Annotated in this window: 20 protein-coding genes; 8 read left to right on the plus strand and 12 right to left on the minus strand. The window is 40.6% G+C overall.

What is annotated here, in order from left to right; all coding sequences use genetic code 11:
- Positions 1 to 2 precede the first annotated feature (2 nt).
- The 8 genes from NTX44_07110 (at position 3) to NTX44_07145 (ending at position 9,656) form a co-directional block, all read left to right on the plus strand.
- On the plus strand, positions 3 to 341 hold the full coding sequence (locus tag NTX44_07110) for a P-II family nitrogen regulator (protein MCX6121375.1): 339 nt from the start codon (positions 3 to 5) through the stop codon (positions 339 to 341).
- A gap of 82 nt (positions 342 to 423) precedes the next feature.
- Entirely contained in the window at positions 424 to 1,335 is a 912-nt protein-coding gene (era, locus tag NTX44_07115; protein MCX6121376.1) for a GTPase Era, read from the plus strand.
- Complete coding sequence (locus NTX44_07120; protein ID MCX6121377.1) at positions 1,336 to 2,265, plus strand: EamA family transporter; 930 nt, start codon at positions 1,336 to 1,338, stop codon at positions 2,263 to 2,265. It begins immediately after the preceding gene.
- A gap of 63 nt (positions 2,266 to 2,328) precedes the next feature.
- Positions 2,329 to 4,230, plus strand: a complete 1,902-nt coding sequence (gene uvrC, locus NTX44_07125) for an excinuclease ABC subunit UvrC (GenBank protein MCX6121378.1) — start codon at positions 2,329 to 2,331, stop codon at positions 4,228 to 4,230.
- Between the two features lie 131 nt (positions 4,231 to 4,361).
- Positions 4,362 to 6,119: an ABC transporter ATP-binding protein gene (locus tag NTX44_07130; GenBank protein MCX6121379.1), complete on the plus strand. Its 1,758-nt coding sequence runs from the start codon at positions 4,362 to 4,364 to the stop codon at positions 6,117 to 6,119.
- A complete protein-coding gene (locus NTX44_07135) occupies positions 6,120 to 7,223 on the plus strand; it encodes a glycosyltransferase family 9 protein (GenBank protein MCX6121380.1) in 1,104 nt (367 codons plus the stop codon).
- A gap of 169 nt (positions 7,224 to 7,392) precedes the next feature.
- Complete coding sequence (locus NTX44_07140; protein ID MCX6121381.1) at positions 7,393 to 8,379, plus strand: hypothetical protein; 987 nt, start codon at positions 7,393 to 7,395, stop codon at positions 8,377 to 8,379.
- Positions 8,380 to 8,429: 50 nt separating this feature from the next.
- Positions 8,430 to 9,656 (plus strand): O-antigen ligase family protein, encoded by a 1,227-nt coding sequence (locus NTX44_07145; GenBank protein MCX6121382.1) that lies wholly within the window; start codon positions 8,430 to 8,432, stop codon positions 9,654 to 9,656.
- Here the strand turns inward: NTX44_07145 and NTX44_07150 are convergent.
- The 12 genes from NTX44_07150 to NTX44_07205 all read right to left on the minus strand — a co-directional run bounded on the left by NTX44_07150 (position 9,646) and on the right by NTX44_07205 (position 22,728).
- On the minus strand, positions 9,646 to 10,509 hold the full coding sequence (locus NTX44_07150) for a hypothetical protein (GenBank protein ID MCX6121383.1): 864 nt from the start codon (positions 10,507 to 10,509) through the stop codon (positions 9,646 to 9,648). The two genes, NTX44_07145 and NTX44_07150, sit on opposite strands and share 11 nt — an antisense overlap.
- A 13-nt stretch (positions 10,510 to 10,522) precedes the next feature.
- On the minus strand, positions 10,523 to 11,413 hold the full coding sequence (locus NTX44_07155; protein ID MCX6121384.1) for a PorV/PorQ family protein: 891 nt from the start codon (positions 11,411 to 11,413) through the stop codon (positions 10,523 to 10,525).
- Positions 11,413 to 12,384 carry a hypothetical protein gene (locus NTX44_07160; protein ID MCX6121385.1) on the minus strand — a complete coding sequence of 324 codons (972 nt, stop codon included), beginning with the start codon at positions 12,382 to 12,384 and terminating at the stop codon, positions 11,413 to 11,415. Before NTX44_07160 ends, NTX44_07155 begins: the two co-directional genes overlap by 1 nt.
- The gene (locus tag NTX44_07165; protein ID MCX6121386.1) at positions 12,381 to 13,964 is read right to left on the minus strand and encodes a hypothetical protein; all 1,584 of its coding nucleotides are present in this window, start codon (positions 13,962 to 13,964) and stop codon (positions 12,381 to 12,383) included. Before NTX44_07165 ends, NTX44_07160 begins: the two co-directional genes overlap by 4 nt.
- A complete protein-coding gene (locus NTX44_07170) occupies positions 13,961 to 14,782 on the minus strand; it encodes a hypothetical protein (protein ID MCX6121387.1) in 822 nt (273 codons plus the stop codon). Before NTX44_07170 ends, NTX44_07165 begins: the two co-directional genes overlap by 4 nt.
- A 247-nt stretch (positions 14,783 to 15,029) precedes the next feature.
- Entirely contained in the window at positions 15,030 to 16,091 is a 1,062-nt protein-coding gene (locus NTX44_07175; protein ID MCX6121388.1) for a site-2 protease family protein, read from the minus strand.
- A 66-nt stretch (positions 16,092 to 16,157) separates the two neighbouring features.
- On the minus strand, positions 16,158 to 17,795 hold the full coding sequence (locus NTX44_07180; GenBank protein MCX6121389.1) for a CehA/McbA family metallohydrolase: 1,638 nt from the start codon (positions 17,793 to 17,795) through the stop codon (positions 16,158 to 16,160).
- Entirely contained in the window at positions 17,774 to 18,868 is a 1,095-nt protein-coding gene (locus NTX44_07185; protein MCX6121390.1) for a glycosyltransferase, read from the minus strand. Before NTX44_07185 ends, NTX44_07180 begins: the two co-directional genes overlap by 22 nt.
- Positions 18,865 to 19,485 carry a polysaccharide deacetylase family protein gene (locus NTX44_07190; GenBank protein MCX6121391.1) on the minus strand — a complete coding sequence of 207 codons (621 nt, stop codon included), beginning with the start codon at positions 19,483 to 19,485 and terminating at the stop codon, positions 18,865 to 18,867. Before NTX44_07190 ends, NTX44_07185 begins: the two co-directional genes overlap by 4 nt.
- Entirely contained in the window at positions 19,482 to 20,612 is a 1,131-nt protein-coding gene (locus tag NTX44_07195; protein ID MCX6121392.1) for a glycosyltransferase, read from the minus strand. The genes NTX44_07190 and NTX44_07195 overlap by 4 nt, the downstream gene beginning before the upstream one ends.
- Positions 20,609 to 21,613 carry a lysylphosphatidylglycerol synthase transmembrane domain-containing protein gene (locus NTX44_07200; GenBank protein ID MCX6121393.1) on the minus strand — a complete coding sequence of 335 codons (1,005 nt, stop codon included), beginning with the start codon at positions 21,611 to 21,613 and terminating at the stop codon, positions 20,609 to 20,611. Before NTX44_07200 ends, NTX44_07195 begins: the two co-directional genes overlap by 4 nt.
- Entirely contained in the window at positions 21,598 to 22,728 is a 1,131-nt protein-coding gene (locus NTX44_07205; GenBank protein MCX6121394.1) for a glycosyltransferase, read from the minus strand. The genes NTX44_07200 and NTX44_07205 overlap by 16 nt, the downstream gene beginning before the upstream one ends.
- Positions 22,729 to 22,985: the final 257 nt, after the last annotated feature.

The raw sequence follows: 22,985 nt of genomic DNA on the forward strand, positions 1-22,985 counted from the left end.
TAATGAAAAAAATTGAAGCTATAATTCGCCCCTTCAAGGTAGAAGATGTACACGAAGCGTTGTCTGAGATAGGCATCAAAGGTATGACGTTAACAGAAGTAAAGGGCTACGGAAGGCAAAAGGGGCATACCGAAGTCTATCGCGGCGCAGAATACAACGTTGACTTCCTTCCAAAGGTCAAAATAGAAGTTATCGTAAAGGATTCGATGCTGGAACAAGTTCTTTCCGCGATCATCAACGTAACGAAGACCGGAAAGGTGGGAGATGGGAAAATATTTATCTCACCTGTGTTAGATGCCATTAGAATTAGAACTGAAGAATCCGGCGAAGACGCTGTGTGATTGGGAACAATAGACTCATATGAATATGTATCATTTGAGCGTTCCGGCAGCAAATTGACGGGGCGCTTTTTTGTCAGGAAAGATGGAACAAATAAAATCAAATTATAAAGCCGGCTATGTTGCTATTGTTGGTGAACCGAATGTTGGAAAATCCACGCTGCTGAATGCATTGTTGGAGCAAAAGATCTCAATCGTTACAAATAAACCACAAACCACTCGCCAGCGTGTACTCGGAATTTTGAGCAGGGAGGATGCGCAAATTATTTTTTTGGATACGCCGGGATTGCTCAAACCCAAGTATCTTCTGCATAAGGAAATGGTGAAGAGTGCTGAGAGCGCTCTCGCAGACGCAGATGTTGTTCTCGTTATGACCCAGGCATCACGCGGAACCGAATTACCAATCGAAGTAAGCGAACGCATTCTGCCGTTGTGCACGACAAAACCCGTGCTTCTTTTAATTAACAAAGCAGATACCATCAATAAAACGGATTTATTACCAGTCATTGGAACGTTCGCCCGACTCAACTGTTTCAAAGAAATTATTCCCATCTCGGCTTTGCGACACGATAATTTGGATGCAATTATACAATCGCTCATTCAATACTTGCCGGAGCATGAGGCTTTTTATCCTCCCGATATAGTCAGCGAATCACCTGAACGGTTCTTCGTGGCAGAATTTATAAGAGAGCAATTGTTTGAAAAGTTCAGCGAAGAGATTCCGTACTCCACAGCGGTAGAAATTCGCGAATTCAAAGAACGGGATAGCGGGAAAACTCTCATCAGTGCAGACATTATTGTAGAACGTGATTCACAAAAAGGAATCATCATCGGTAAAAAGGGGGAAGCGCTTAAGAGTGTAGGAACATCTGCACGATTCCAGATTGAGGAATTTCTACAACATCCGGTATTCCTTGAACTTCATGTGAAGGTGCGGGAAAAGTGGCGAGAGAGTGAAGCCATGCTGCGCCAGCTCGGTTATGACAGCAAGAAATAATTGAATCAACCAATGTCACTTCGTCTGAAAGTATTTCTTGGCTTTGCTATTATCTGCCTTATTTGGGGATCATCTTGGGCGGCAGTGAAAATCGGTATTGAGTCAATCCCACCGCTTCTTTCTCTTGGAATTCGATTTACGCTTGCAAGTCTTATCCTCGGATTTATTGTTTTCATGAAACGACTTACAATACCAGCGGAAAAAAAGTTTTGGATGCTGGTACTTATTATGTGTGGTACATCGTTTATAGTTCCATTTGTGCTTATCTATTGGGGACAGCTTAAAGTAGATTCCGGACTTGCCTCTGTTCTCTTTGCTACATATCCTTTTTGGGTTGCAATAATTTCACATTTTCTGCTTCCAAACGAAAAAATCAGCCTTCTGAGAATCATTGGTATAGTGATCGGGTTTCTTGGTGTGATCTTTATCTTCAACAATGGATTTTCTCATGTAAGCATCAGAATGTTTTATGGGATGGCAGCTATCATTGCGGGGGCAATTATTCAAGCGTTTGGTTTAGTATTCCTTCGGCGGCTGGGCGAACATGCGCATCCTGTAACGCTCAATTTCTGTTCGATGTCGTTAAGTGCAGTACCGTTATTTGCGGTAAGTGTTGTCGTTGAGGATTATTCAAATCTGCACTTCAATGCACAATCTCTTGGATCCATCGTATATCTTTCCATTTTCTGTACTGTCGTCACATTTGTGATTTACTTCTGGTTAGTGAAACACGTTGAAGCTGTTATTCTCTCTCTTTCAGCATTCATCACACCGGTCATTGCCGTTGTCATTGGTGTTATAGGAATGGGAGAAAGAATCACCAACGATGTGTACATTGGATCAGCACTTGTACTGATCGGAGTTGCTTTTGCATCGATAGGAGATCTCTTTGCTCTTTCTCGTCGAAGAGATTCAAAAGGATATCTCTGAACTATTCATCCGTTGATGGTATGAATCGTGATATCTTGTTCATAAAATAATCAAATTCTATTTATGTCTGACACATCGGATATACGAGCCCAATCGATAATCACGCTTTCTGGGACAGATCTTTCGTTACTCGAAAAGATCGAAGCACTTCCAACGAAACCAGGTGTATATCAATTTAAGAATGTCGATGGCAAGGTTATCTATGTCGGCAAAGCGCAAAACTTACGCAATCGAGTACGACAATACTTCCACAAATCTCGACCAGTTGATTTGCGAATCGATGCGATGATTTCAAAAATCGTCGATGTCGAGCTTACCGTGACAGACAGCGAAATTGAAGCGCTCATTCTCGAAGCAAACCTTATTAAGCAGCTCAAACCGCGTTATAATGTCCTTCTCAAAGACGATAAGAGTTATCCTTACATTGCTATTACCAAAGAGCCATTCCCTCGTATGTATGTAACACGCCGCAAGACTTCTGGTGCTCGTTACTTTGGTCCTTATACTGATGTAAAATCTATGCGGCATGCCCTCAAGACAATGCGGAACCTCTTTATGGTTCGCAGCTGCAGCCTTGATTTAACTGAAGATTCAATCAAGAAGAAAAAATTTCGAGTGTGTCTCGACTTTCATATCAAAAAATGTGAGGGACCGTGTGAGGCGTTTGTCTCACAAGAGCATTACAATGCGCTGATTGATCAGGCGTCACAAGTTCTTCGCGGAAAAACAAAAATTGTCATTGAATCGCTGAAAAAAGAAATGGATGCACATGCCGATGCATCACGATTTGAAGAAGCGGCGATCATTCGAGATCGGTTGAATACACTAAGTGTCTATTCAGAAAAGCAAAAGATTGTGGATGCGACAGAAACAGATCGTGATATTATTGCGCTTGTTTCCAAGGAAGATGATGCGTGTGCTGTGATTTTCAAGATCCGAGAGGGCAAAATGATCGGGAGTCAGCATCTATATCTCGCAAATGCCTCTGGAAAGCCCTTTAGCGAGCTATTAGAGGCTGTCCTTGAGCGTTATTATCTTGAACAGGAGGATATTCCACCTGAATTGTTTTTATCCGATGAGATGAGTAATACGGAGATTATTCAAAATTGGTTGGAAAATAAAAGCGGTCATTCTGTGAATATACAATTCCCTAAATCAGGAGATAAAGTAAAACTTGTCGCCCTTGTGCGCACAAACGCACAGTTCTGGTTGGATGAGTTGGAATTATTAAGACTCAAGCGTGGAGAGATTATTCCTCATTCAGTCATAGCGCTCCAGCGAGATCTTCGGTTGCCTGCGCCGCCGCGAAGAATTGAATGTTTCGATATTTCGAATATTCAAGGATCGGACACTGTCGCTTCACTTGTGGTATTTGAAGATGGTAAACCAAAGAAAAGCGAATATCGAAAATTTAGAATCCGTACAGTTGAGGGTCCAAATGATTTCGCCAGTATGCATGAAGTTGTTGAACGAAGATATACAAGAATTCTTCAGGAGAAGCGCATCCTTCCGGACCTCATCATGGTTGATGGGGGAAAAGGGCAACTCTCCAGTGCAATCGAAGTGCTGCACAAATTAGAACTTACGGCTGTACCAATTATTGGTTTGGCGAAGCGGCTCGAAGAAGTATTTCTGCCCAACCAAGATGAATCTCTTCAGTTACCTCGAACTTCCTCTGGACTTCGGCTGATGCAGCAAATGAGGGACGAGGCGCATCGATTCGCTATCACATTTCATCGCTCTGTACGCAGCAAAAGAATAATTCAGACAGAACTTGATATGATTCAAGGTGTTGGGAAAAAAAGAGCCGAAAAACTGCTGGAAACATTGGGCTCACTACAAGGCGTTCGTGTTGCGACGGAAGAACAACTCACAGAAATTGTAGGAAAATTAGCTGCCAGGAATATTCTAAAATACTTTACTGATTCAGAAAGCAATACATCTGTCGATTCTATACAGCATTAAAATCAGCTTTTCAACAAATTGCGATTCGGACGATTTTATTGTACGTTAAAAATAATATGAGTCCATCAGGTACCTTTTATCGGCTTCTTAAATATTTTTTAAAGTACAAGTGGCGAATCATAGCAGGTCTTGTGTCTGTTGGCATCATGAGTATCGCAGAAACTGCGTCTGCGTATTTGATTGCCCGCCTCTTTGAGATTCTGCAGACCATTAGCCAGCAAGTACGTTTAGGTCAAGAGATATTGGTAGCGGTACCATTGAAGCTCTTCAATACACTGCTCTATTCATTCACCATCCATGGACAACAGGAGAGTTTTGAGCTCATTTATAAATTTGCGCTTATAGTTATTGTCATCATTCTAATAAAAGTAACTTTCGTGTATGTGCGCGAATATGTTATGAGTTCTGTTCAACAGAAGATTATGATGCGGTTTAGGATTGAATTGTTCGACCGTATTGTTGTCCTGCCCATTAAGTATTTCGACGAGAATAAAACAGGATACATCATGTCGCGCATCACAAACGACGTGAACAATATTGAACAATCAATCAACCTTATCGTCGAAATGGCGCAAAATTTTGTCTATACTTTCGTCTATGCGGCGGCATTATTCTACACAAATTGGCAGTTAGCTATTGTAACAATTCTTATTTTTGCTTTTTCCGGAGAAATATCACGCAAATTCGGCGATAAGATTCGTTCCTACAGCCATGCACTCACAAACACATTGGCAGAAATCTCCGCATTTATCCAAGAACGTATATCGGCAATACGCATTGTGAAATCATTCACGCGAGAGGAAAAAGAAAAGAAATCGTTCAAGCAGAAGGTGGAATCCAATTATCATTATTCAATGAAAATAGTCCGTGTGACTGCCTTGCTGAGTCCAACAAATGAATTATTCAATACAGCTGCTGCCTCCTTGCTCGTTATCTTTTGCGGATATCTTTTTATTAAAGGTTCGATGACAATCGAGACTATGCTCTTCTTCCTCATCTTGATGATTAGTTTAGCAAAGCCAGTGAAAGCATTAGGCGAGAGTGCGGCAAGGATTCAAAAAACACTTGTTTCTGCCGGTTACATTTTTGAGATACTCGACCATCCAAAAGAAGCGAACATTCATCCAGATCGTTCCATCACAATTGCGAATGGAACTGTAGAATATCGCCATGTGTCATTTTCCTATAACAACGATATTCAAGCATTAAAAGACATCAATGTGCAGGTGAGAGGAGGCGAAAAGATAGCCCTTGTCGGACCAAGTGGAGGAGGGAAAAGCACATTTGTTAATATGATACCACGGTTCTATGAAGCTCAAAAAGGAAATATTTATATCGATGGAATGAATACACAAGAAGTAGATCTGTATTCATTGAGAAGTCAAATAGCCATTGTTCCGCAAGAGGTCATTCTTTTCTCAGGCACTGTCTTTACTAATATACAGTACGGCCGGCTCGAAGCGACGAGAGAAGAAGTTCTCCAGTCTGCAAGAGATGCAAATGCATATGAGTTTATCGAGAAACTTGAAAAGGGGTATGATACGGAGGTTGGTGAGAGAGGACTACAGCTTTCTGGAGGTCAGCGGCAGCGTATTGCTATTGCGAGGGCAATCCTTCGTAATCCCCGCATCTTGCTTCTGGATGAAGCAACATCTGCGTTAGATACAGAATCTGAACTCATGGTGAAGGAAGCCCTGGATCGACTTATGGAAGGGCGGACATCTTTTATCATTGCGCATAGACTTTCCACGATAGCTCACTGTGATAGAATTATTGTGCTCGACGCTGGCAGTATTGTTGAAATAGGAACGCACGAAGAGCTCCTTTCAAAAGAAAGCGGATTATATCGGCGTCTCCATGCACTCCAATTTGATGAAAATCCATCTTGAATGAGAGATTCATTTTTAAAACGCTTTGAAATATATTTGCGCCGTTTTTTAATTTATGCGTTCGGATTCTTCGTCAGCAGACGAAATCGACTATCGGATACTATCGATTTTAATTCCAGCAAAATTCTCTTCATCAGACAAGATAGAATTGGTGACGTCCTCGTTTCCACTCCGATATTCACGTCAGTCAAAACGCATTATCCTTCAGCCATTGTAGATGTTCTTCTCAGTGAGAACAATCATTTCGTCCTTATGAATGATTCGTTAGTACGCAAACGCTGGATCTACCAAAAAAGGATTGGTAAAGTAATCTCATTGGCGAGATCTCTTCGAAAAGAAAAATATGACTTTGCCGTGGACATGATGGACAACCCATCGGTGACATCAACTTTTCTTTGCTTGTTATCTGGCGCTCGCTGGAATATCGGTATTGTCAAGGATAATAACTATGTTTATGACATCAAAGTGCCTATGCTTTCTCGAAGTGAAACACATATTGTAGATCGAATTGCTCAATTATTGATACCGTTTCATATTGATCCCACAGCTGAAAACCTTTCCATCCGATATTTTACTTCACCAGAATCTGATGACTTTGCGGAAAGATTTCTTTCAGCGAATCAGTTGACTAAACGCCAACTCATTGGTATTAATATCTCTGCTGGCGGAGAAACTCGTTTTTGGGGTATTAAGAATTATCGTGCGTTTCTTTCCTTTATAACAGAGAAATATCCAGACCTATTCCAAATCTTATTATATGAACCAGCCTATAAAGAAAAAGCGATGAAGATAGTGGAAGGCAATAAAAATGTGATTCTTTCACCTCTCACTCAAACATTTGATCAATTTGCGGCATTTATTAAAAGACTTTCTTTCCTAGTCTCTCCAGACACATCTGCTATTCATTTGGCCTCAGCATTTCATATTCCTTCGGTTGTGCTCTATGTCCAATCAGATAAAGCCTTGCGAATCTGGGAACCCTACGGAACAGATTATGAAGTTGTTGTTACCGATGTTGATGATCTATCAACAATTCCAATATCGTCTGTCGAATCAGCTTTAACGAAATTAATCGATCGATATCGCATAAAGACCATTGAATAAGCACAGAATATCCTCTTACAGAATGATTGAAAAGCTAGAATATTGGTGGAGGCATCGAATTGTTTATCCTGTTCTGCGATTGATATTTCATAATCCAAGAAAGGACTCGCCAATTGACATTCAGTCTATCAACAATGTACTCTTCTTGAGATACGATAGAATAGGGGATATGATTGTAACGACACCTATTTTTCGAAGCTTGAAACAAATGAACCCTGCCTTAAAAATCGGGGTGTTTGCCAGTGAGAAAAACGCTGAAATTATCCGCTTCAATCCTTATGTAGATCTGGTGTATGTACTTCATTCGAATTGGATGAAGCTCATTGTTGAAATACTGAAGGCAAGAAAAAATGAATATGAGCTCGTGGTGAATTTAATTTTCAACAGAACTACCAGCGGAGGTATATTAGCGAATATTATTTCGCCGTCGGGAATAAAAATAGGTCAGGGTGATGAAAAATACAGGTTCTATTTTAATAGAATTCTCAAAATCTCCCGAAATACAAACCATATGCTCGAAACTTTTGTATGGATCATAAAAGAAGTATTCGATATAACACTCGAACCTGACCAGTTGAAATACGATATCTTCATTGATAAAGAAACAAGAAACAGGATTAAGACTTACTTCACAAATAATAATCTTCGGTCAAGAGATAATTCAGCCGCCGATAAATCCTTTTATATTATTCTAAATCTTTCTGCGAATGATTCGGTAAGGAGAATTTCAGCTGAACAAGCTTATTCAATTGGAGAACATCTGGGTTCGAGGACAATATTTCGTACGGTTCTTCTCCATGCTCCACATGATTCTTACATGTTATCAGTCAAGCACAACCTCATGAAAAACTCGCACTGTTTATCATTCCCAGAGCAGGGTGATGCATTGTTGCTTGAACTTGCTGCAATTATTGAAGGTGCACTTGCAGTGATTACTCCTGATACATCCATCATTCATTTTGCATCAGCGACCAAGACTCCTGTTGTTGGATTTTACACTCAGATGCAGGATGTTCATGAGTGGCTGCCCCATCAAGTAAAAAATCGCGTTGTTATTTCTTCCGCAAATGAACCAACAAGCGCGATTCCTATTCCGAAAATGATTAATGCAATTGATGATTTTATTAAAGAACTTGACATAGAGTTCAATCGGTAATCAAATACATATGATACACTAAACGTTATTCTCAAGAAAGAACAGTTCATATGAAGTTAATTGACTATCGCGCAACAATCCCAACAGCAATGAGCCGTTTTGGACTTTATCTCTTTGCGTTTAGTATTCCGATTTCGTTTGTTCCGGCTGAGTTTGCTATAGGCATTGCTTTCGTAGGATGGATCTTGGAAGGTCTCTTCAATAAACAATGGCAGTATTATCCAACTAAATTATTCATTCCACTTTTATTCTACATTGGCTGGAATATAATCGCATCAAGCATTTCTCCAAGACCAGGGCATAGTCTATGGGCATTAGCGGATAATGAATGGCCTATGTTCATTATGCTCCTCATGTATTTTGTAGTCGATGATATTAAAGTATTGAAACGAATATTACAGCTTTGGCTTTTCTCGGCATCAATAGCAGCACTCTATGGTATTTGGCAGACGTTCTCAGGATATCAATTACATCGACCTGAGACACTTGCTCCAATGGGCAGCTATTTCCGCGCAGTGGGTTTTAATGGATTTTATCTCACGTTTGCAGGATTCCTTATGTCTGTTTTCCTGGTAAGCCTCTGTATGAGTTCTCAATCAGGAATGATTAAGAATCGGTGGAAGTATTTGCTTGTCGCCCTCTTAAGTTTTATGGCAGTGATAGGAACGTTTGCGAGGAGTATCTGGTTGTCGTTTGGTGTTGTTATTCCCGTCTTTGGCTTCGTGAAAGGCAAACGAATCGGCAGTATCGTGACGGGGGTCTTTCTCCTCATAGTTCTTTTCTGTGTCATCTTTATCCCAACTATTAGGGATCGCGCATATTCCAGTGTTGTCCCGTCAGAAAATCAGACGCGGTTGAATCTCTGGAAGACAAGCATCAATATATCGAAAGATTTTCCTTTGACTGGAATCGGAGAGGACAACTTTGATTATTACTTTGATCGGTATAAGGTTGCAGGATATTATGACGTGACGGGACATCCACATAATGACTATCTTACAATTCTTGTTTCCTCTGGAATTCCAGGGCTGATCGCTTTCTTGTCTCTGTGGTTTGTCCTTATACAAACTGGATTTAAAACTCAGAAATATTCTACAAATCCATTTCTTAAAGAACTTGCGCTTGGAAGCACATTAGCGGTTATCGGTTTTATGATCGGCGGGCTTTTCCAAAACTATTATGGAACATTTGCAAATTGCTGGGGATGGTGGCTCATGGCAGGGCTTGTGATGGCATCCTCTCGTCTCTCAACAAAAGAAGATAAAATTAAATCATAATATAATTTTTATATTCGCCGATTCTCCAGCCACATTGTGATTCGATAGCATCGAGAATATTTTCCTTTAGTGATTGCCGTACTTTCATCGGATTGTACTTGAATGACCAGTTCTGATTGCGAATTCGGTCGCTCATCACAGAAGGGTGTGCACCATCATAGAGTGTTAATTTGCCCCCTTGCATGTAATTGTATTGGTTTGCAACGCCGACATGCTGATCGACCCATTCGTCCGAGTGCCAGAGCCTGTTGAAAGTTTTCTGCTTCAACTGCTGAATTTCCGGCGGTTTCACCCAACCATAATGATAAATCGCAGCATTGATGAGCTTGACGTGAAGTTTTTTCCCATGGATCCGAAATCCTTGAGCATCACCCCATGACCGTACTCCGATATGTGGCCGTACGATTCGTATCTCGCGGCGATACCATCGGCGTGAGTCACCAATATAATGATAGCAGCCATAGAAGTGTTTGTAATTGAAAAGCAGTCCTTCCACTTCTCTTGTGTCTTTATAGAGCACCATTGCTTCTTGTATTACCGGATAATCTTGTTCGTGAAGTACTTCATCTGCTTGAAGATATATTGCCCAATCACCAGCCATACGGCCGAGTGCAAGGTTTGTTTGTTGGGAAAGAATTGTTCCGCCTTCGCGAATCGATTCATCCCAAACTGTTTCAAGAATTCTGATTTTAGGTGAATGGAGTGATTTAATTTTTTCTAGTGTACCGTCTTCAGATTGACCGACAGCGACGACGACTTCATCACAGAGGGGAAGGAGAGAGTTAATGGATTCTAAAAAAGGATAGTCATACTTCACACCGTTACGTACGAATGTGAATCCGGATACTTTCATCCCGCATGATCCTCTAGAGAACAAAACCAATAGAAATGAGATGAGAATCCCCTACTTGCAGGGAAAATGGAACATACGCATAATCAATCATGACAATGCTGTAACGAATTCCTAACCCTGCAGAAATGCCTCGTGTATCAATTCCAGTTTGGTAACCAAAACGCACTGTGAGTATATGCTCGTACGTGGCCTCTCCGCCAATACCGGTATGATTTATCGGAGTTCCAATTTCTGAGGAAAATGTAGTGGCGACACGAAACACCATTTCATCCAGATGCAATGAGTATGTCCCGCCAAAACGCACTTGTGACGGCAATTCTGTTCGATCGTTGCGAAATGCTGATAGCGAACCCACATTCGTTAAGGAACAACCAAGACTAAGACCCTCCACGTGCGGAAAATAAATAACACCGGCATCAAATCCATAACCGGTGGCTTCATCAACAAATATTTTTTCATAAATATATTTAGGAGCGATACCTATTCGAATATTCTGGGTTAATGCAACGCCATACGTCAACTGAAAGGAGGTGGATTGCGCATTGAATGTTCCGATCGCAGGTCCAGGAATTGTACGTAATTCGAGTCCATCGACACTTGTATTTGCGATAGAAAGGGACAAAGAACCAATGCTAAAAGGAGCGGCAATCGACAAGCATTCCATTTGAATATCTTGAATCCATTCCGTATGTGAGAACAACACCCCGTAGGCTTCGCTCGAAGCAATGTTTGCAGGATTGATAAGGCTGGATTGAAGTGCTGTTGGATCTGCAACAAAAGAGCCGCCTGTAGCAGCAACAAATGGAGTTGTTGGGAATTTTAAGCTCACAGCGCCTCGAGAACTTCCCTGCGAAAGCAGGAGTGCAGGGAAAAGAAGAAATGAAAAAATAATTTTGAGTTTCATTAGAATCTCAGTGCTAATGAGAGAATATGGATACCACTTGGACTGTACGGTTCAAATACATAGGCATAATCAAAAGAAGGAGTCCAATTTGCCACTTTGGTTTGTAAGGATATTCCTATTGCCGGTTTTGCAGGCAAGTCCGCATTCATTGCGAGCTGATCGATACCGCCTCGGATATAAACGCCGTCGTATACTTTAACCTCTGAACCAACACGAATATAGAGTGCAGAACCAATTGATTCAAATTCACCGGATACTATCAATGGATAGTCTGTGGGCATCCAGCTTACTCCGATGCGTTTTCTCAGTGGAAAATAATCTGAAGAAGAATTTCCGAGTTGTCCATACAGTTGAGAGGAATCCCATTTATACTTAGCATTAATATCCTGTACAACTGCTCCAAGCGTAACTTCTTGTGAGAGTACATAAATTACCCCTACATCAATACCGGCAGATGTACTTTTCATTCCTTCAAAAAGTGAATAGTAAAGAATTTTTGCTGTCACTCCAAAGGCAAATTTTGGAGCTGGTCTTAAACCAAAAGAAAGTGAAAAAGCATTCTCAGACGTACTATAGGTTTCAGTATGAATACCATCACGGTCGCGGCCGTCAATATTTCCAACTCCAGCATTCAAGATGGACAAAGAAAATCCTGCATCTGGTTTTAAATTCTTTGTATAGCTTAAATAGTTGAGTCTTCTATCGAGAGAAAGAACTCCATATGCTGCAATGGCAGTTGGTTCAGATTCAAATGGAACGATTGCTGGATTATAGTAGGATTGCAGATCGCCGTTAATCACTGCAGTCATTGCGTTGCCCATAGCCATTCCGCGTGCACCAAATCCCATGCGCATCGGTGCGCCGGCAAGTCCGCCTACGGAAGAGCTGCTCTGCAGCTGACTAAAAGCAAAGCTTGACATTGCACACAATAAGAGAACGATTGCACAAAGGGCACGAGAAAGAGTTTTCATCGCAGCACCATGATCTTTCCCCACAAAGGCGACTGATCACCAATTTCCACTCGATAAAAATAAATGCCATTTGCTACGATGGTATGATTGTCATCCTGGCCATTCCAAATTTCATCATATTCTTTTCCACTTGGACGCGACGCTTTCTGTATGAGAGTGCAAACAGGTAACATCGAATAATCAAAGATACGGATGGAAACGTCTTGCGTAAGTGAATTACCGGCGTTGACACTATAGTGCAGACGAACCGGTTCATTCGTAGGAGCAAAAGGATTGGGAAACGCATACGTAAAATTTTTATTTATGACTTGTTCTGCAGTGCGGAAAATATGCCACACCGAGCCGAATTGTTGGGATGGTGAATCGATAGTATAAGCAGTTCCTTCCGGCCCGCCGAACCATACGGTATCACCTTTTACACCCACGCCGTAGCATTCAGATGAAACAAAACGTTGAAGATTCGCGGGATCATAAATAGAGCCGCCCTTTATCCAGCTTTCTCCGAAGTCAGCAGATCGGAATAATCCGTTGTCTGTTGCGATATATACTACATTGCCGGAATCATTCACAGCTATATTGTGAGCCCATTCGCCGAGCAAGGTGGTTTTCCATGTCTCACCGGCATCTTCAGAATAACTCACGCCTTTGGTTTCATCAGGATCATTTGCATTGACGGTCGCCGCCCACATAATCCGACGATTATTCCATCGCTGTTCTTTTAATGCAACAACAAAGTTTCCGGAGATAGGATGAGTCTGATTTTGATGAGAATATTTGCGCCAACTCATTCCGCCATCAATAGATTTATTGATACCGCCAGCCGTTCCTGCCCAGATGATGGAATCATCGCTGCTATAAACGCTGAATAATTTATGGTTGTCGTTCTCAGCCAATGTATCTTGCTTATTGTTGAGAGTGAATATTTTTTGAACCGGTGAAAGCTCGAATGCAAAATTAAGTGGCATTGCTGCATCGATAGAATCAAGATTATCAGGCGGCAGAATAACACGTGTCCATGTAATACCAAGATCGGTCGATTTTCGAAGCCCACCGGCCCAACTTGCAATCCATATAGTATTTTTTGTAAGAGCAATATCAAAAGTAATATTCTGTTGTGGAACAGTAACCGCTAATGCGCGTATTCTGTTGCTGCCATACATTAAAGTATCTATCGTACCTTTGTCTATTGGCTGAGGAATAAAGGACCAGGTCGAACCTCGATCAGACGAACAGTGCAATCCACCGCCTGTTTGCACTGATTCTCCATTGAGCTTTGCTGTATATCCTATCGCGACACAGAGGAGGCTGTTATTGATTGCAAGTGCCGAGATACCTTTATCATCGAACGTGCTGGTGCCAGAAAAATGCGTCCAGTTTGTACCACCGTTCGTTGTCACACTCAATCCGCTTTCTGTTCCCAACCACACAGAATCTTGGCGCACTAAAATATCATTGATGGTATTCGTTCTTGGCAGTGAACTGCTCCATCCGCTGTTTAACGTATACATCTTCGGAAGTTGAGCAAAAGCGATTACCCAGCAGAAACAAATTCCAGAGAGTATAAGAAATGCTTTTTTCAATTTACAACCGCTTCATTCACTATGACAATTGTTTGTGTTAATACATTGCTTGAGTCATTTGATCGATCGACTGCACGAAAACGAAAATTATATGGCCCAAGGGGTGGAGGTGGAACAAGTGTAACAGTCTCAACATAAATACTATCGTTATAAGGAGATAAGGGAAGCACTTTGCCGCTTGGTGTAAAACGTAACATAGATTTAATATCTTCTTGACCATCAGGATCAATAAGCGTTACGCTGATGTTAAATGAAGTTGTTGCTGCAAGATTCACCGTACTAGGAGCATTAAGGTTAGAAATAACGGGTGCGTGATTCAAGCGAACAATAGATAGAGGCAGTAAAGCAGTATTGCTTACTTGACCTGTAGAATTTTCGCTCCAGAGTGATAAAACGAGTTTTCCCACGAGAACGCGTTTAATTTGGAATTGAGTATATCCTGAATAAATGTCATCATTTGCAATTCGATCTGGAAGAATTCCGTCATCATTTAAAACGCCTTCTCCTATAACAGATAGAGATTGATCCTCACGTATGGAATATTTGACCGCTGAAATTTCTTTCTTTCCTTGAGGGTGGGAGACCCGTAGTGAAGCTTCTCCATGAATTGTAAGCAGATCATCTGGCGTACGTTCGTTTCCAATATTCATCGTGTCAGTATTAATAATGGTAAGCGAAGACGAGGCGTCCATTACTACAGGCACGCTTTGAATAGGATCGATAACAGAATCAGACTTTTTTTCGCAGCCTGAAAATGAGGAGATACTGAGGATAATAACGAACAGAATTACATATTTTTTGAAAAGAAGCTGGCGCACTGATTGCTTTCGTACTATTTATTGTTTCTGACTAAAAAAAAATAGCAATCGTCTATCGGTCAGCCCTTTTTTGTGAAGTGATTTGTTCAACCACATATAAGCTATAAAAGAATTTTGAAATATTCAATAGCATTAAATAGAAATAAGATTTTATTCCTCTTCGTGATCAAAATACTGCATTCTGCTGCTCTGTGTCTCTTGTAAGAGGAGCATACCTATGAGAAGGAAAAGTAAATTCAAACATCTCTCAACCGAGTGTAAATGGATTCGGTGAGAAGGAAAGAAAGAAGATAGCTATACAGAACCACCCAACTGCCATTCGCCGACCATCTAATGGCGTCTCATCGGCAACAGGCGGATGAAATAATTTTACGACATAGAGAGCTATCATTGCCCAAAAGAACCATGCAGACCAGCTATATTGAGCGAAAGGAATAATTTGTCCTACATCATGTTTATACACAAATCCCAACAGTGTTCTGAGCAGCGCATCAGAAAGTGACGGAGCGCTGAGTGCGAGAAGAGCATAGAAAGATGTTTGAGCAATCCTTCGGTGATATTTGCCAAACATTGCATAAATTACATGTCCTCCATCAAACTGGCCCATAGGAATGAGATTCAGTGCCGTAACGAATAATCCGAACCAGCCAGTGCAAAGAAATGGATAATGGTAAATCTCGCTTAGCGGTGGAACAAATTGCACTGAAGGATGAGTGAGCAAATTCTGTAATCCTGAAAAAAGAAGTGTCTTTCCAAAAGCGAGCGGTATACCGTGAGCAGACGCTGATGCGTTCAGAGCAAAATCATAATCAGGATGAATTGCGAGTATAAACTCGGGAGATGGAAGGTGAAGAAATCCATACATGAGCACAAGAAGAGAAGCGAAAAATCCAGCAATTGGACCTGCAACTCCAATGTCAAACATAGCTTTTTTTGATGGAACAATTGATTTTGTACGGATTACTGCTCCGAAGGTGCCGAAATTTAAAAAAAGTTGAAGAAGAACTGGAACTGGTGGAAATGGGAGAAAATACGGCAATGTGGCATCCACATGGTGATAACGAGAGGCAAAATAGTGTCCGAATTCATGGCAAGCAAGAATGAACAGGATAGAAGCGGAATAAGGGATGCCAAGGTGAAAATTGCTAAGCTCAAAGGGATCTCTATTGAGCCACAAAACTCCCGCAATAGTAGTTGTGAAAAACGTCAATAAAAACAAACTTAAGTGCAATAGCCACCGAAGCACTAAAGTCAAATTCAAGCTTTTCGTTTTTACATTATTACTGGATAGATGTTGATTGAATTCCATAGTTCGCTTATTTTTATTTCTATTGTAAGATACAGAAAATTTCTATCACTTTATGATTTCAACTTATCACTCTCGCGTAAACCATATAGGATTCGTCAAGCAAAAATGTGGCTTGCCGTCACTTGAATCAAGAGAGGATGTCCAAATTTCTGCACGTATGTAACTATCACGTTCAGTCTCGAAAGAAAAATTTCGATCTAAGTCAAAGCGTTTAAGATCTTTTTCGGAAACGAGTTCTGCTTCAGTTTGGCCAATGCTACCATTGAATACCTTGAGCAATTCGATTGAACCATATTCAGTTGAAGATTGCACTTCAAGTAAAATTGTGTGCTTCGTTCCAACAAAGCTACAACCAATGGAACTCAACTGGTTGGTTGAAGAAATCACACTCAAATTAACAACCGGGCCATCGGTGATAATTGACATTCCAGCGCGAAGAGAATTTAATATATTGCCTTCGGAGAGCGAAGCAAGGAATACTCCTGTTCTCATTTTACCGAATACTTGATGCTCCATCTCATGAATCTTGAAGAATGGGATTCCAATTTGTCTAAATCTATTGAAATTGCCATGTGCGTCATTTCCTGCTAACACAAAAAGTCGCTTACCTTGTAGAAGTGCCTTGACCCATTGTCGATATCCTTCCTGAAAACCATCTGATAATTGTCCATTAGCAAATTGAATTCCCGATAATTTCGAATTTACAATGTCGCGTTCATGCCACTTGCCGCGATGCAATAACAATCGTTGGAGGAATGAAACCGGTTCGAAAGGATGAGCAGCATACGCAAGTGTAGATAATTCTTTTTCTTCAAGAACGTCACTGATAGTATATTCACTTCGCGTCTTGAGCCATTGTTCAGCTCCATCTCCTGTACCAGTAAAAAATTTCTTATTTCCTAATAGAAGCAAATGAACATTCTGATCGGCGGAATTGCGACATGTTACTTCTTCGCCTCTTATTATTGTAAAGTTTGAAAGTTTCGAATTTAACTTATCGACTTCTTGATGTAATTGCCGCCACTTGGGTAAATCGGGATCATTAATTAAATAATTATCAACTTTGTCATCCAAATCATATGAATGGTCAGTCACACAAAAGAATGATAATCCGAGCGATTTGCCTAATAGGGCTGATGCTCCCAATGGTGAACCAAACTCTACTTGATCATCGGTATAGTGCGAATGTGAATGGCATTCTCCCAAATATAGATGTTCAAATTTTGGAAGAGAGTTTCGTGAGATAAATACTTTCAATGGACGATGTGATGACGTTCTATGATTATCATTGTGGTAAAACTGCTTTTGATTGTTATCGGTAAGTCTAAATATAACATCACATTCGATGTTTCCAGTTAAACCCATAATTGGTACGTCAAAAATTTGCCACCATAACTTTTGACGTACTTCAATAGATGAATTCAAAAGCTCTTTTTCAAAAACAATAGATCCATTCGATCGAATAGTGAGATTGATTCCATCTAATTTAACAGGGAAGAGGTGAGCATCTTTGACTAAAATGAGAATTGGCAACGAAGAATTTGGCTCAAGACGATGCGGAGCATCAGCAATGAGTTCCGGTTCACGTTTACGAAGAAAACTAAAAAAATATCGGAAGCGATAATGTGTCTCTGCGTAAAGAAAAATCGGAAACAAATACCAGATGAAGGACGGAAACTGAGTCAAAACTCGCGTCCTTTCCATTTTACTTTTCCACCAAAGAAAACCAAAAAGGGTAGAAGTAAAACGTAAATCATGAAATACATTTCAAACCAATAAAACCATCGAAGATCTTCCTTCCGGTCAAGTCGGCAAAGAATTTTGTACAAGAATACATAATCAGCGATAAATTTAATCATTAACGCTGTAGCAGCTTGCACTACTCCGCCCCAAAAAAGCATGACAAAGGGAGAAAGATGCATTAAAAAACCAACAACCATTATTGCCAGGCCAGCCGGTTTCATATCAAGTCCGCCTTTGCCCCACCTGTGTTTTTGGCGGAGAATTGATTGGAAATTTGGACAAGATTTGCTTTCGACAAGATGCTTTAAATCAATAGGGTATATATAGTTCCATTTCTTAGAACCAACAATTGCTTGAACTACCGTATAATCTTCTGTCACGCTGAATTTTAATTTTCGATATCCGCCTACTTGATCGTACGCTGATCTTCGAAATGATAGATTATTTCCAATACTTCCAAGTGGATGACCTAAACCAGCAGTTGCGGCAGCCATACCAAGTATGAATGTCCAATCTAATGATTGCATTCCTTCAAACGGTGTTGTAGCTTTCTGAAGTGTGAATCCTCCTATAAGTCCGACTTCAGAATTATACCAATTTGCTGTCTGCTCCACCCATGTTCTTGGAACCGTGCAATCCGCATCAGTGATAAGTATTATTTCTCCTGAAGATGCGTCAATACCTTGCGCCAAGGCGTTTGCCTTACCACGAATAATTGTATCATCTTTAACTTGAATCGATTTGATATTCGGATACCGTTTAATGAAATCGTTGCATATTGCTTCAGTTCCATCGGTTGACCCATCATTGATAACAATAATTTCATACAATGGAGCAGGATAGTTCTGATTTGCTACCGACTCAAGACACTCCCGAAGATTAGCTTCTTCGTTTCTTGCTGCAATTATAACCGAAATAGATAAGTTTGATGAGATTTGTGATTGGTGCCGATTACGTTTCAGACCAATTAAAAATATTCCTACCTGGCAAAGATATAGGATCGTTACGATGATGAGAAAAGTTTGGAAGGTCATATTGGTAACGTCTTGAAATTAAATTCTTTACTAAGCAAAGTATCGAGAAGGACCGGAAGATATGTCTGGACTTTCGTTGAAGTTTCAATGTTGTCATGAAAGAGAAGAATAGAGCCATTCTTTGTATTTGGTATGACTCGATGTGAAATATCGGTAACGGAATTTAGTTTGTAGTCTTTACTGTCGACATCCCAGAGTGTGCAAGTCAATTCCAGTTTACGGAGCACGCTTAAAGTCGTCCAATCAAAATAGCCATAGGGTGGTCGAAAATAATGAGAATATATTCCAATAGTCTTTTCCAGTGTTTCCATAGTTCGTTGAATTTCATCTATGAGAAATGCCTTATTCTTGAAAAATAGATTAGCGTGCGTGAATGAATGATTGCCAATTTGATGTCCTTCAGCATGAATCTGTCGAACGAGATCAGGAAATTTTTGCGCATTCTGTCCAAGTAGAAAAAAAGTTGCCTGAATATTGCGTCCTTTTAATTCTTGAAGAATGAGAGGAGTTGTAATAGGGTGAGGTCCATCATCAAAAGTGAGATGTATGCTTTCATCCAGTGTTTTGAAAAGAATTGATGGAAAAAGTCTTCTAAATATCTGAAAATCCCATCTCATCGTCTAATTGTCCGCCCTTTCCATTGCATTGAACTTATTTGTCCAATTGCTGCTGCAATCACAATATACGGAACGTGCAAAACCTCTGCAATCAGAAAATGGAAAATTGGTACGTGTTGGAGAAACAATCTTGCGCCTGAGCGAAGCGTGAAGTAATCAACAATTACTTTGCCTCCAAATGCAATAATTACCGGTAGTAAGAGCTTTTGTTCTAAAGGTATTAACAGCACCATCAAAACGAGACTAAGGAAAAATAAATATAAAGAGACAAGCGTAATAAGAATTGATTTATCTTCGTAGTGACCGCGTTTGTTTGCCCAGCGGATACGCTGCTTGAGAAACGAGATCATTGTATTTGAGGACTGCGTAGTAATTACGGCATCAGATTCGGGAGCAAATGCAATTCTGCCAATTTTTCTCTGAACCATCCTATTCATCAATGATTCATCGTCATTAGAACTGCCATTGTCACCGAAACCGCCCACGGAATTAAATGCGTTTTTTCGATAGCCAAGATTCGCGCCATTGCAAATTATGGGTCTCCCTGAGCCTATTAATCCAGCCGCCGTTGTGATAAGTCCAAGAAATTCGAGTTGTTCAAGTTTAGAGAAAAAATTTGCAGAACCTTGTTCTGCGACCGGTCCGGCTACAAGCGTAATATTGTCCTCAAAATGATTAGCCATAATCTCAATCCATCGCGGCGGCACAATGCAATCAGCATCTGTGGTGAGGATGATTTCTCCTGTAGCTTGATTAATACCTTTAGCAATTGCAAATGGTTTTCGGCCAGTTCCTCGTTCTGTTCCAACCGGCAAAGAAAGAAGATGGACGTTTGAATATCGTTCCGAGAAAGATCTCACAATGGAAGCAGTGTTATCCTGAGAACCATCATCTACAATGATGATCTCATATTTATTTGTGAGATAAGTTTGTTGAACAAGCGATTGGAGACATTGACCAATAGATTTATCTTCGTCACGCGCTGCTATAATAACAGAAACCATCGGTTGGAAGCCTGTCGATGGGGCAATATGAAGAGAAAGCAAACCAAGACGAATATGCGTGATGAAATAAACATAATACATCGTAAAAATCGTGAGTAACCCAAGTGCTAAAGATTCAATCATTGGCTTGTTGTCTTTTTTTTCCAGAATTGCACAAGTTTAAATGGTGAAAGTTGTTGATGTCTTATAAAGTAAGTTCCTATAATACTCGGAATGAATACATTGATTAAAAAAAGCAACAACGAGGCATTGAGAGCTGCGGCTTGCGAAATGCTGTAGGTTGAAAAGAAAAAGATCGAACCTGCCTCTCGAATACCGAGATCGCCTATCGAAATCGGGAGCAGCGATTTCACGAACATCATTGCACTTGTCCCAATAAACGCATGCAGAAGGCTGATTTTTGAAAAACTATTGATAAGGCAGTACATTTGTAGTATGAGAACGCCATAAAAAATAAGTGTGTACAGTACGGCAGCGAACAACTGCTGGGGTTTGAGAAGATTAAATCCATCAAGAACTCGCGTGAGCCAAGATTTCTTAAAAAGGGTAGAGTTAAGACGATGACCCAGTGCCGCAAGCACTCCCAATCGCGTAATAAAAAAAACCGAAAGCAATACGATAGCTATCGTTACTATTGCAATTATCAAAGGATTGTCGAAAGCTAACGATGCAAGACTTACTAAACCGGCACAGCTTGTAACAATAAATATCTGTGCTTTATCTAGAAGTGTTAACCCAACCAGATGAGATCGTTTTGCATCGGTGATATGCAAAGCGCGACCAGCGAACTCACCTACTTCACCGGGCGTGAATGAACCGAGAGAAATTCCAAGCATGACGGAGCCAAAAGCCTCCGTATAAGTCGGCGCATCCTTGACAGTGCGAAGCATGGCGTGCCATTTGAAAGTGCGCACACCTATGTTGACGAATAAAAGTAAAGCAGCAAAAATAATAAAGCGGCCATCAGCAGACTGATACGCAATAATGACATTCTTCCATTGCACCAAGGAGATAACAAAGTACAGAACGCATGCACCGACAATAATACGAAATGCGATAGAGATTACGTTCTTCCAAACTTCTCCGTATTCGGCTGCTTCTGATTTGTTTAACTCTGTTTCCATGCAAACTTTCTGAAAAAGCCCAGTGGACCGATAAGGGAATTGTAAAGAATGTAGAGCATTTCCATCAGAATAAATGAGCGATCGAAATTATTCGCTTCAAATATCCGATGAGAATATCTGAATAAAACAATGTCGCTTAATACTTTTGAACAACATACTGCGGCCATCGCAGGCAGAGTTAAAACATTCATCAGGAACAAAAGAGGAGAGACCACGAGCAATAAATTTGATGAATGATAGCAGAAGAAAAAGAGCATCATCGGCACGGTGAAGAACTTAGCGGCCGAGAAATGCCGTTTACGCTGCTCAACAAACGACCAGAAGTTCATGGGCGGAACAGTTAGAACAAAACTTTCTCCTGTTGTTACATATTGAATCTTCCACGCTGTCTGCCTGCGTACAAGCTGCAAAAAAAGGTCATCATCACCACTGGTCGACATTTTAATTTTCTCAAATCCATTCACCGCATCATACACTTTTCGTCTGTAAGCAAGATTTCTCCCAGTGCAGAGCCAGCCGATATTCCAGCCAATTGAACCAGCCGCCCAAATTGCAGCACGGAATTCTTCGTAAGCAATGAATTTGAAGAATAACGTATTATAGAATCCAGCTTTGGAAGTCTGGCTGTTTGGAATTTGATATGGCGAATAGCCAGCCACAAGTCCCACATCTGGTTTAAATGATTTCACCAATTCTTCAATCCAGCGAGAAGTGGGAAAGCAATCTGCGTCTGTGAAGCAGAGAATCTCGCCTTTGCTTGCATCAATACCGGTTCTAAGTGCATTTTTTTTTGCTGGCATATCGCCTTGAAGGCTTGTGATGTCGATACGCGTGATGTTGGAAGAATTCTTCTGGAAGTCGGTAATCAACTCGGCTGTTTTATCGGTAGAACGATCATTGATAATAATAATTTCGTACTGTGTGTATGTTTGATGCGACAGGCACTGAAGAAGTTGACAAATATTTTTTTCTTCATTGCGAGCCGCTACGATGACGGAGACAAAAGGTTGTTCATTGCATGTCGTATCATCCAAGCGCTTTAAACCTGTTATCAAACCAAGATGAACGATCAGGTAGAACGCAGCCGCAAGTAATAGAAAAAAACCAATTATCATTGAAATCTCCATCACATGATCATAATCGGAAATAATGGGTTCTGATGCAACGTCCAATGCATGCTTAAAAAAAGTAACAACTCAGTAAATTCTTCCATAACGTAGATCAAATAAAAATCCTATAAGTATCTGTCATACCCGAATTCTTTAATCGGGTATCTTATCTATATTTCAAGCAAGATTCCCTCTTCAAACGTGAGGGAATGACGACCTATTTGAAAAATAAAGTAGTTACAAAAATCCGAATGGTTTCATCG

It is taken from the genome of Ignavibacteriales bacterium (assembly GCA_026390575.1).
In the GTDB taxonomy this organism is placed as follows: domain Bacteria; phylum Bacteroidota; class Ignavibacteria; order UBA10030; family UBA10030; genus Fen-1298.

What these genes read in the sequence shown, in the direction of transcription:
- NTX44_07110 (MCX6121375.1), top strand. Translation starts at nt 3, where the DNA reads ATGAAAAAAATTGAAGCTATAATTCGCCCCTTCAAGGTAGAAGATGTA.
- era (MCX6121376.1), top strand. Translation starts at nt 424, where the DNA reads ATGGAACAAATAAAATCAAATTATAAAGCCGGCTATGTTGCTATTGTT.
- uvrC (MCX6121378.1), top strand. Translation starts at nt 2,329, where the DNA reads ATGTCTGACACATCGGATATACGAGCCCAATCGATAATCACGCTTTCT.
- NTX44_07135 (MCX6121380.1), top strand. Translation starts at nt 6,120, where the DNA reads ATGAGAGATTCATTTTTAAAACGCTTTGAAATATATTTGCGCCGTTTT.
- NTX44_07140 (MCX6121381.1), top strand. Translation starts at nt 7,393, where the DNA reads ATGATTGTAACGACACCTATTTTTCGAAGCTTGAAACAAATGAACCCT.
- NTX44_07145 (MCX6121382.1), top strand. Translation starts at nt 8,430, where the DNA reads ATGAAGTTAATTGACTATCGCGCAACAATCCCAACAGCAATGAGCCGT.
- NTX44_07150 (MCX6121383.1), bottom strand. Translation starts at nt 10,509, where the DNA reads ATGAAAGTATCCGGATTCACATTCGTACGTAACGGTGTGAAGTATGAC.
- NTX44_07155 (MCX6121384.1), bottom strand. Translation starts at nt 11,413, where the DNA reads ATGAAACTCAAAATTATTTTTTCATTTCTTCTTTTCCCTGCACTCCTG.
- NTX44_07160 (MCX6121385.1), bottom strand. Translation starts at nt 12,384, where the DNA reads ATGAAAACTCTTTCTCGTGCCCTTTGTGCAATCGTTCTCTTATTGTGT.
- NTX44_07175 (MCX6121388.1), bottom strand. Translation starts at nt 16,091, where the DNA reads ATGGAATTCAATCAACATCTATCCAGTAATAATGTAAAAACGAAAAGC.
- NTX44_07180 (MCX6121389.1), bottom strand. Translation starts at nt 17,795, where the DNA reads ATGGAAAGGACGCGAGTTTTGACTCAGTTTCCGTCCTTCATCTGGTAT.
- NTX44_07185 (MCX6121390.1), bottom strand. Translation starts at nt 18,868, where the DNA reads ATGACCTTCCAAACTTTTCTCATCATCGTAACGATCCTATATCTTTGC.
- NTX44_07190 (MCX6121391.1), bottom strand. Translation starts at nt 19,485, where the DNA reads ATGAGATGGGATTTTCAGATATTTAGAAGACTTTTTCCATCAATTCTT.
- NTX44_07195 (MCX6121392.1), bottom strand. Translation starts at nt 20,612, where the DNA reads ATGATTGAATCTTTAGCACTTGGGTTACTCACGATTTTTACGATGTAT.
- NTX44_07200 (MCX6121393.1), bottom strand. Translation starts at nt 21,613, where the DNA reads ATGGAAACAGAGTTAAACAAATCAGAAGCAGCCGAATACGGAGAAGTT.
- NTX44_07205 (MCX6121394.1), bottom strand. Translation starts at nt 22,728, where the DNA reads ATGATAATTGGTTTTTTTCTATTACTTGCGGCTGCGTTCTACCTGATC.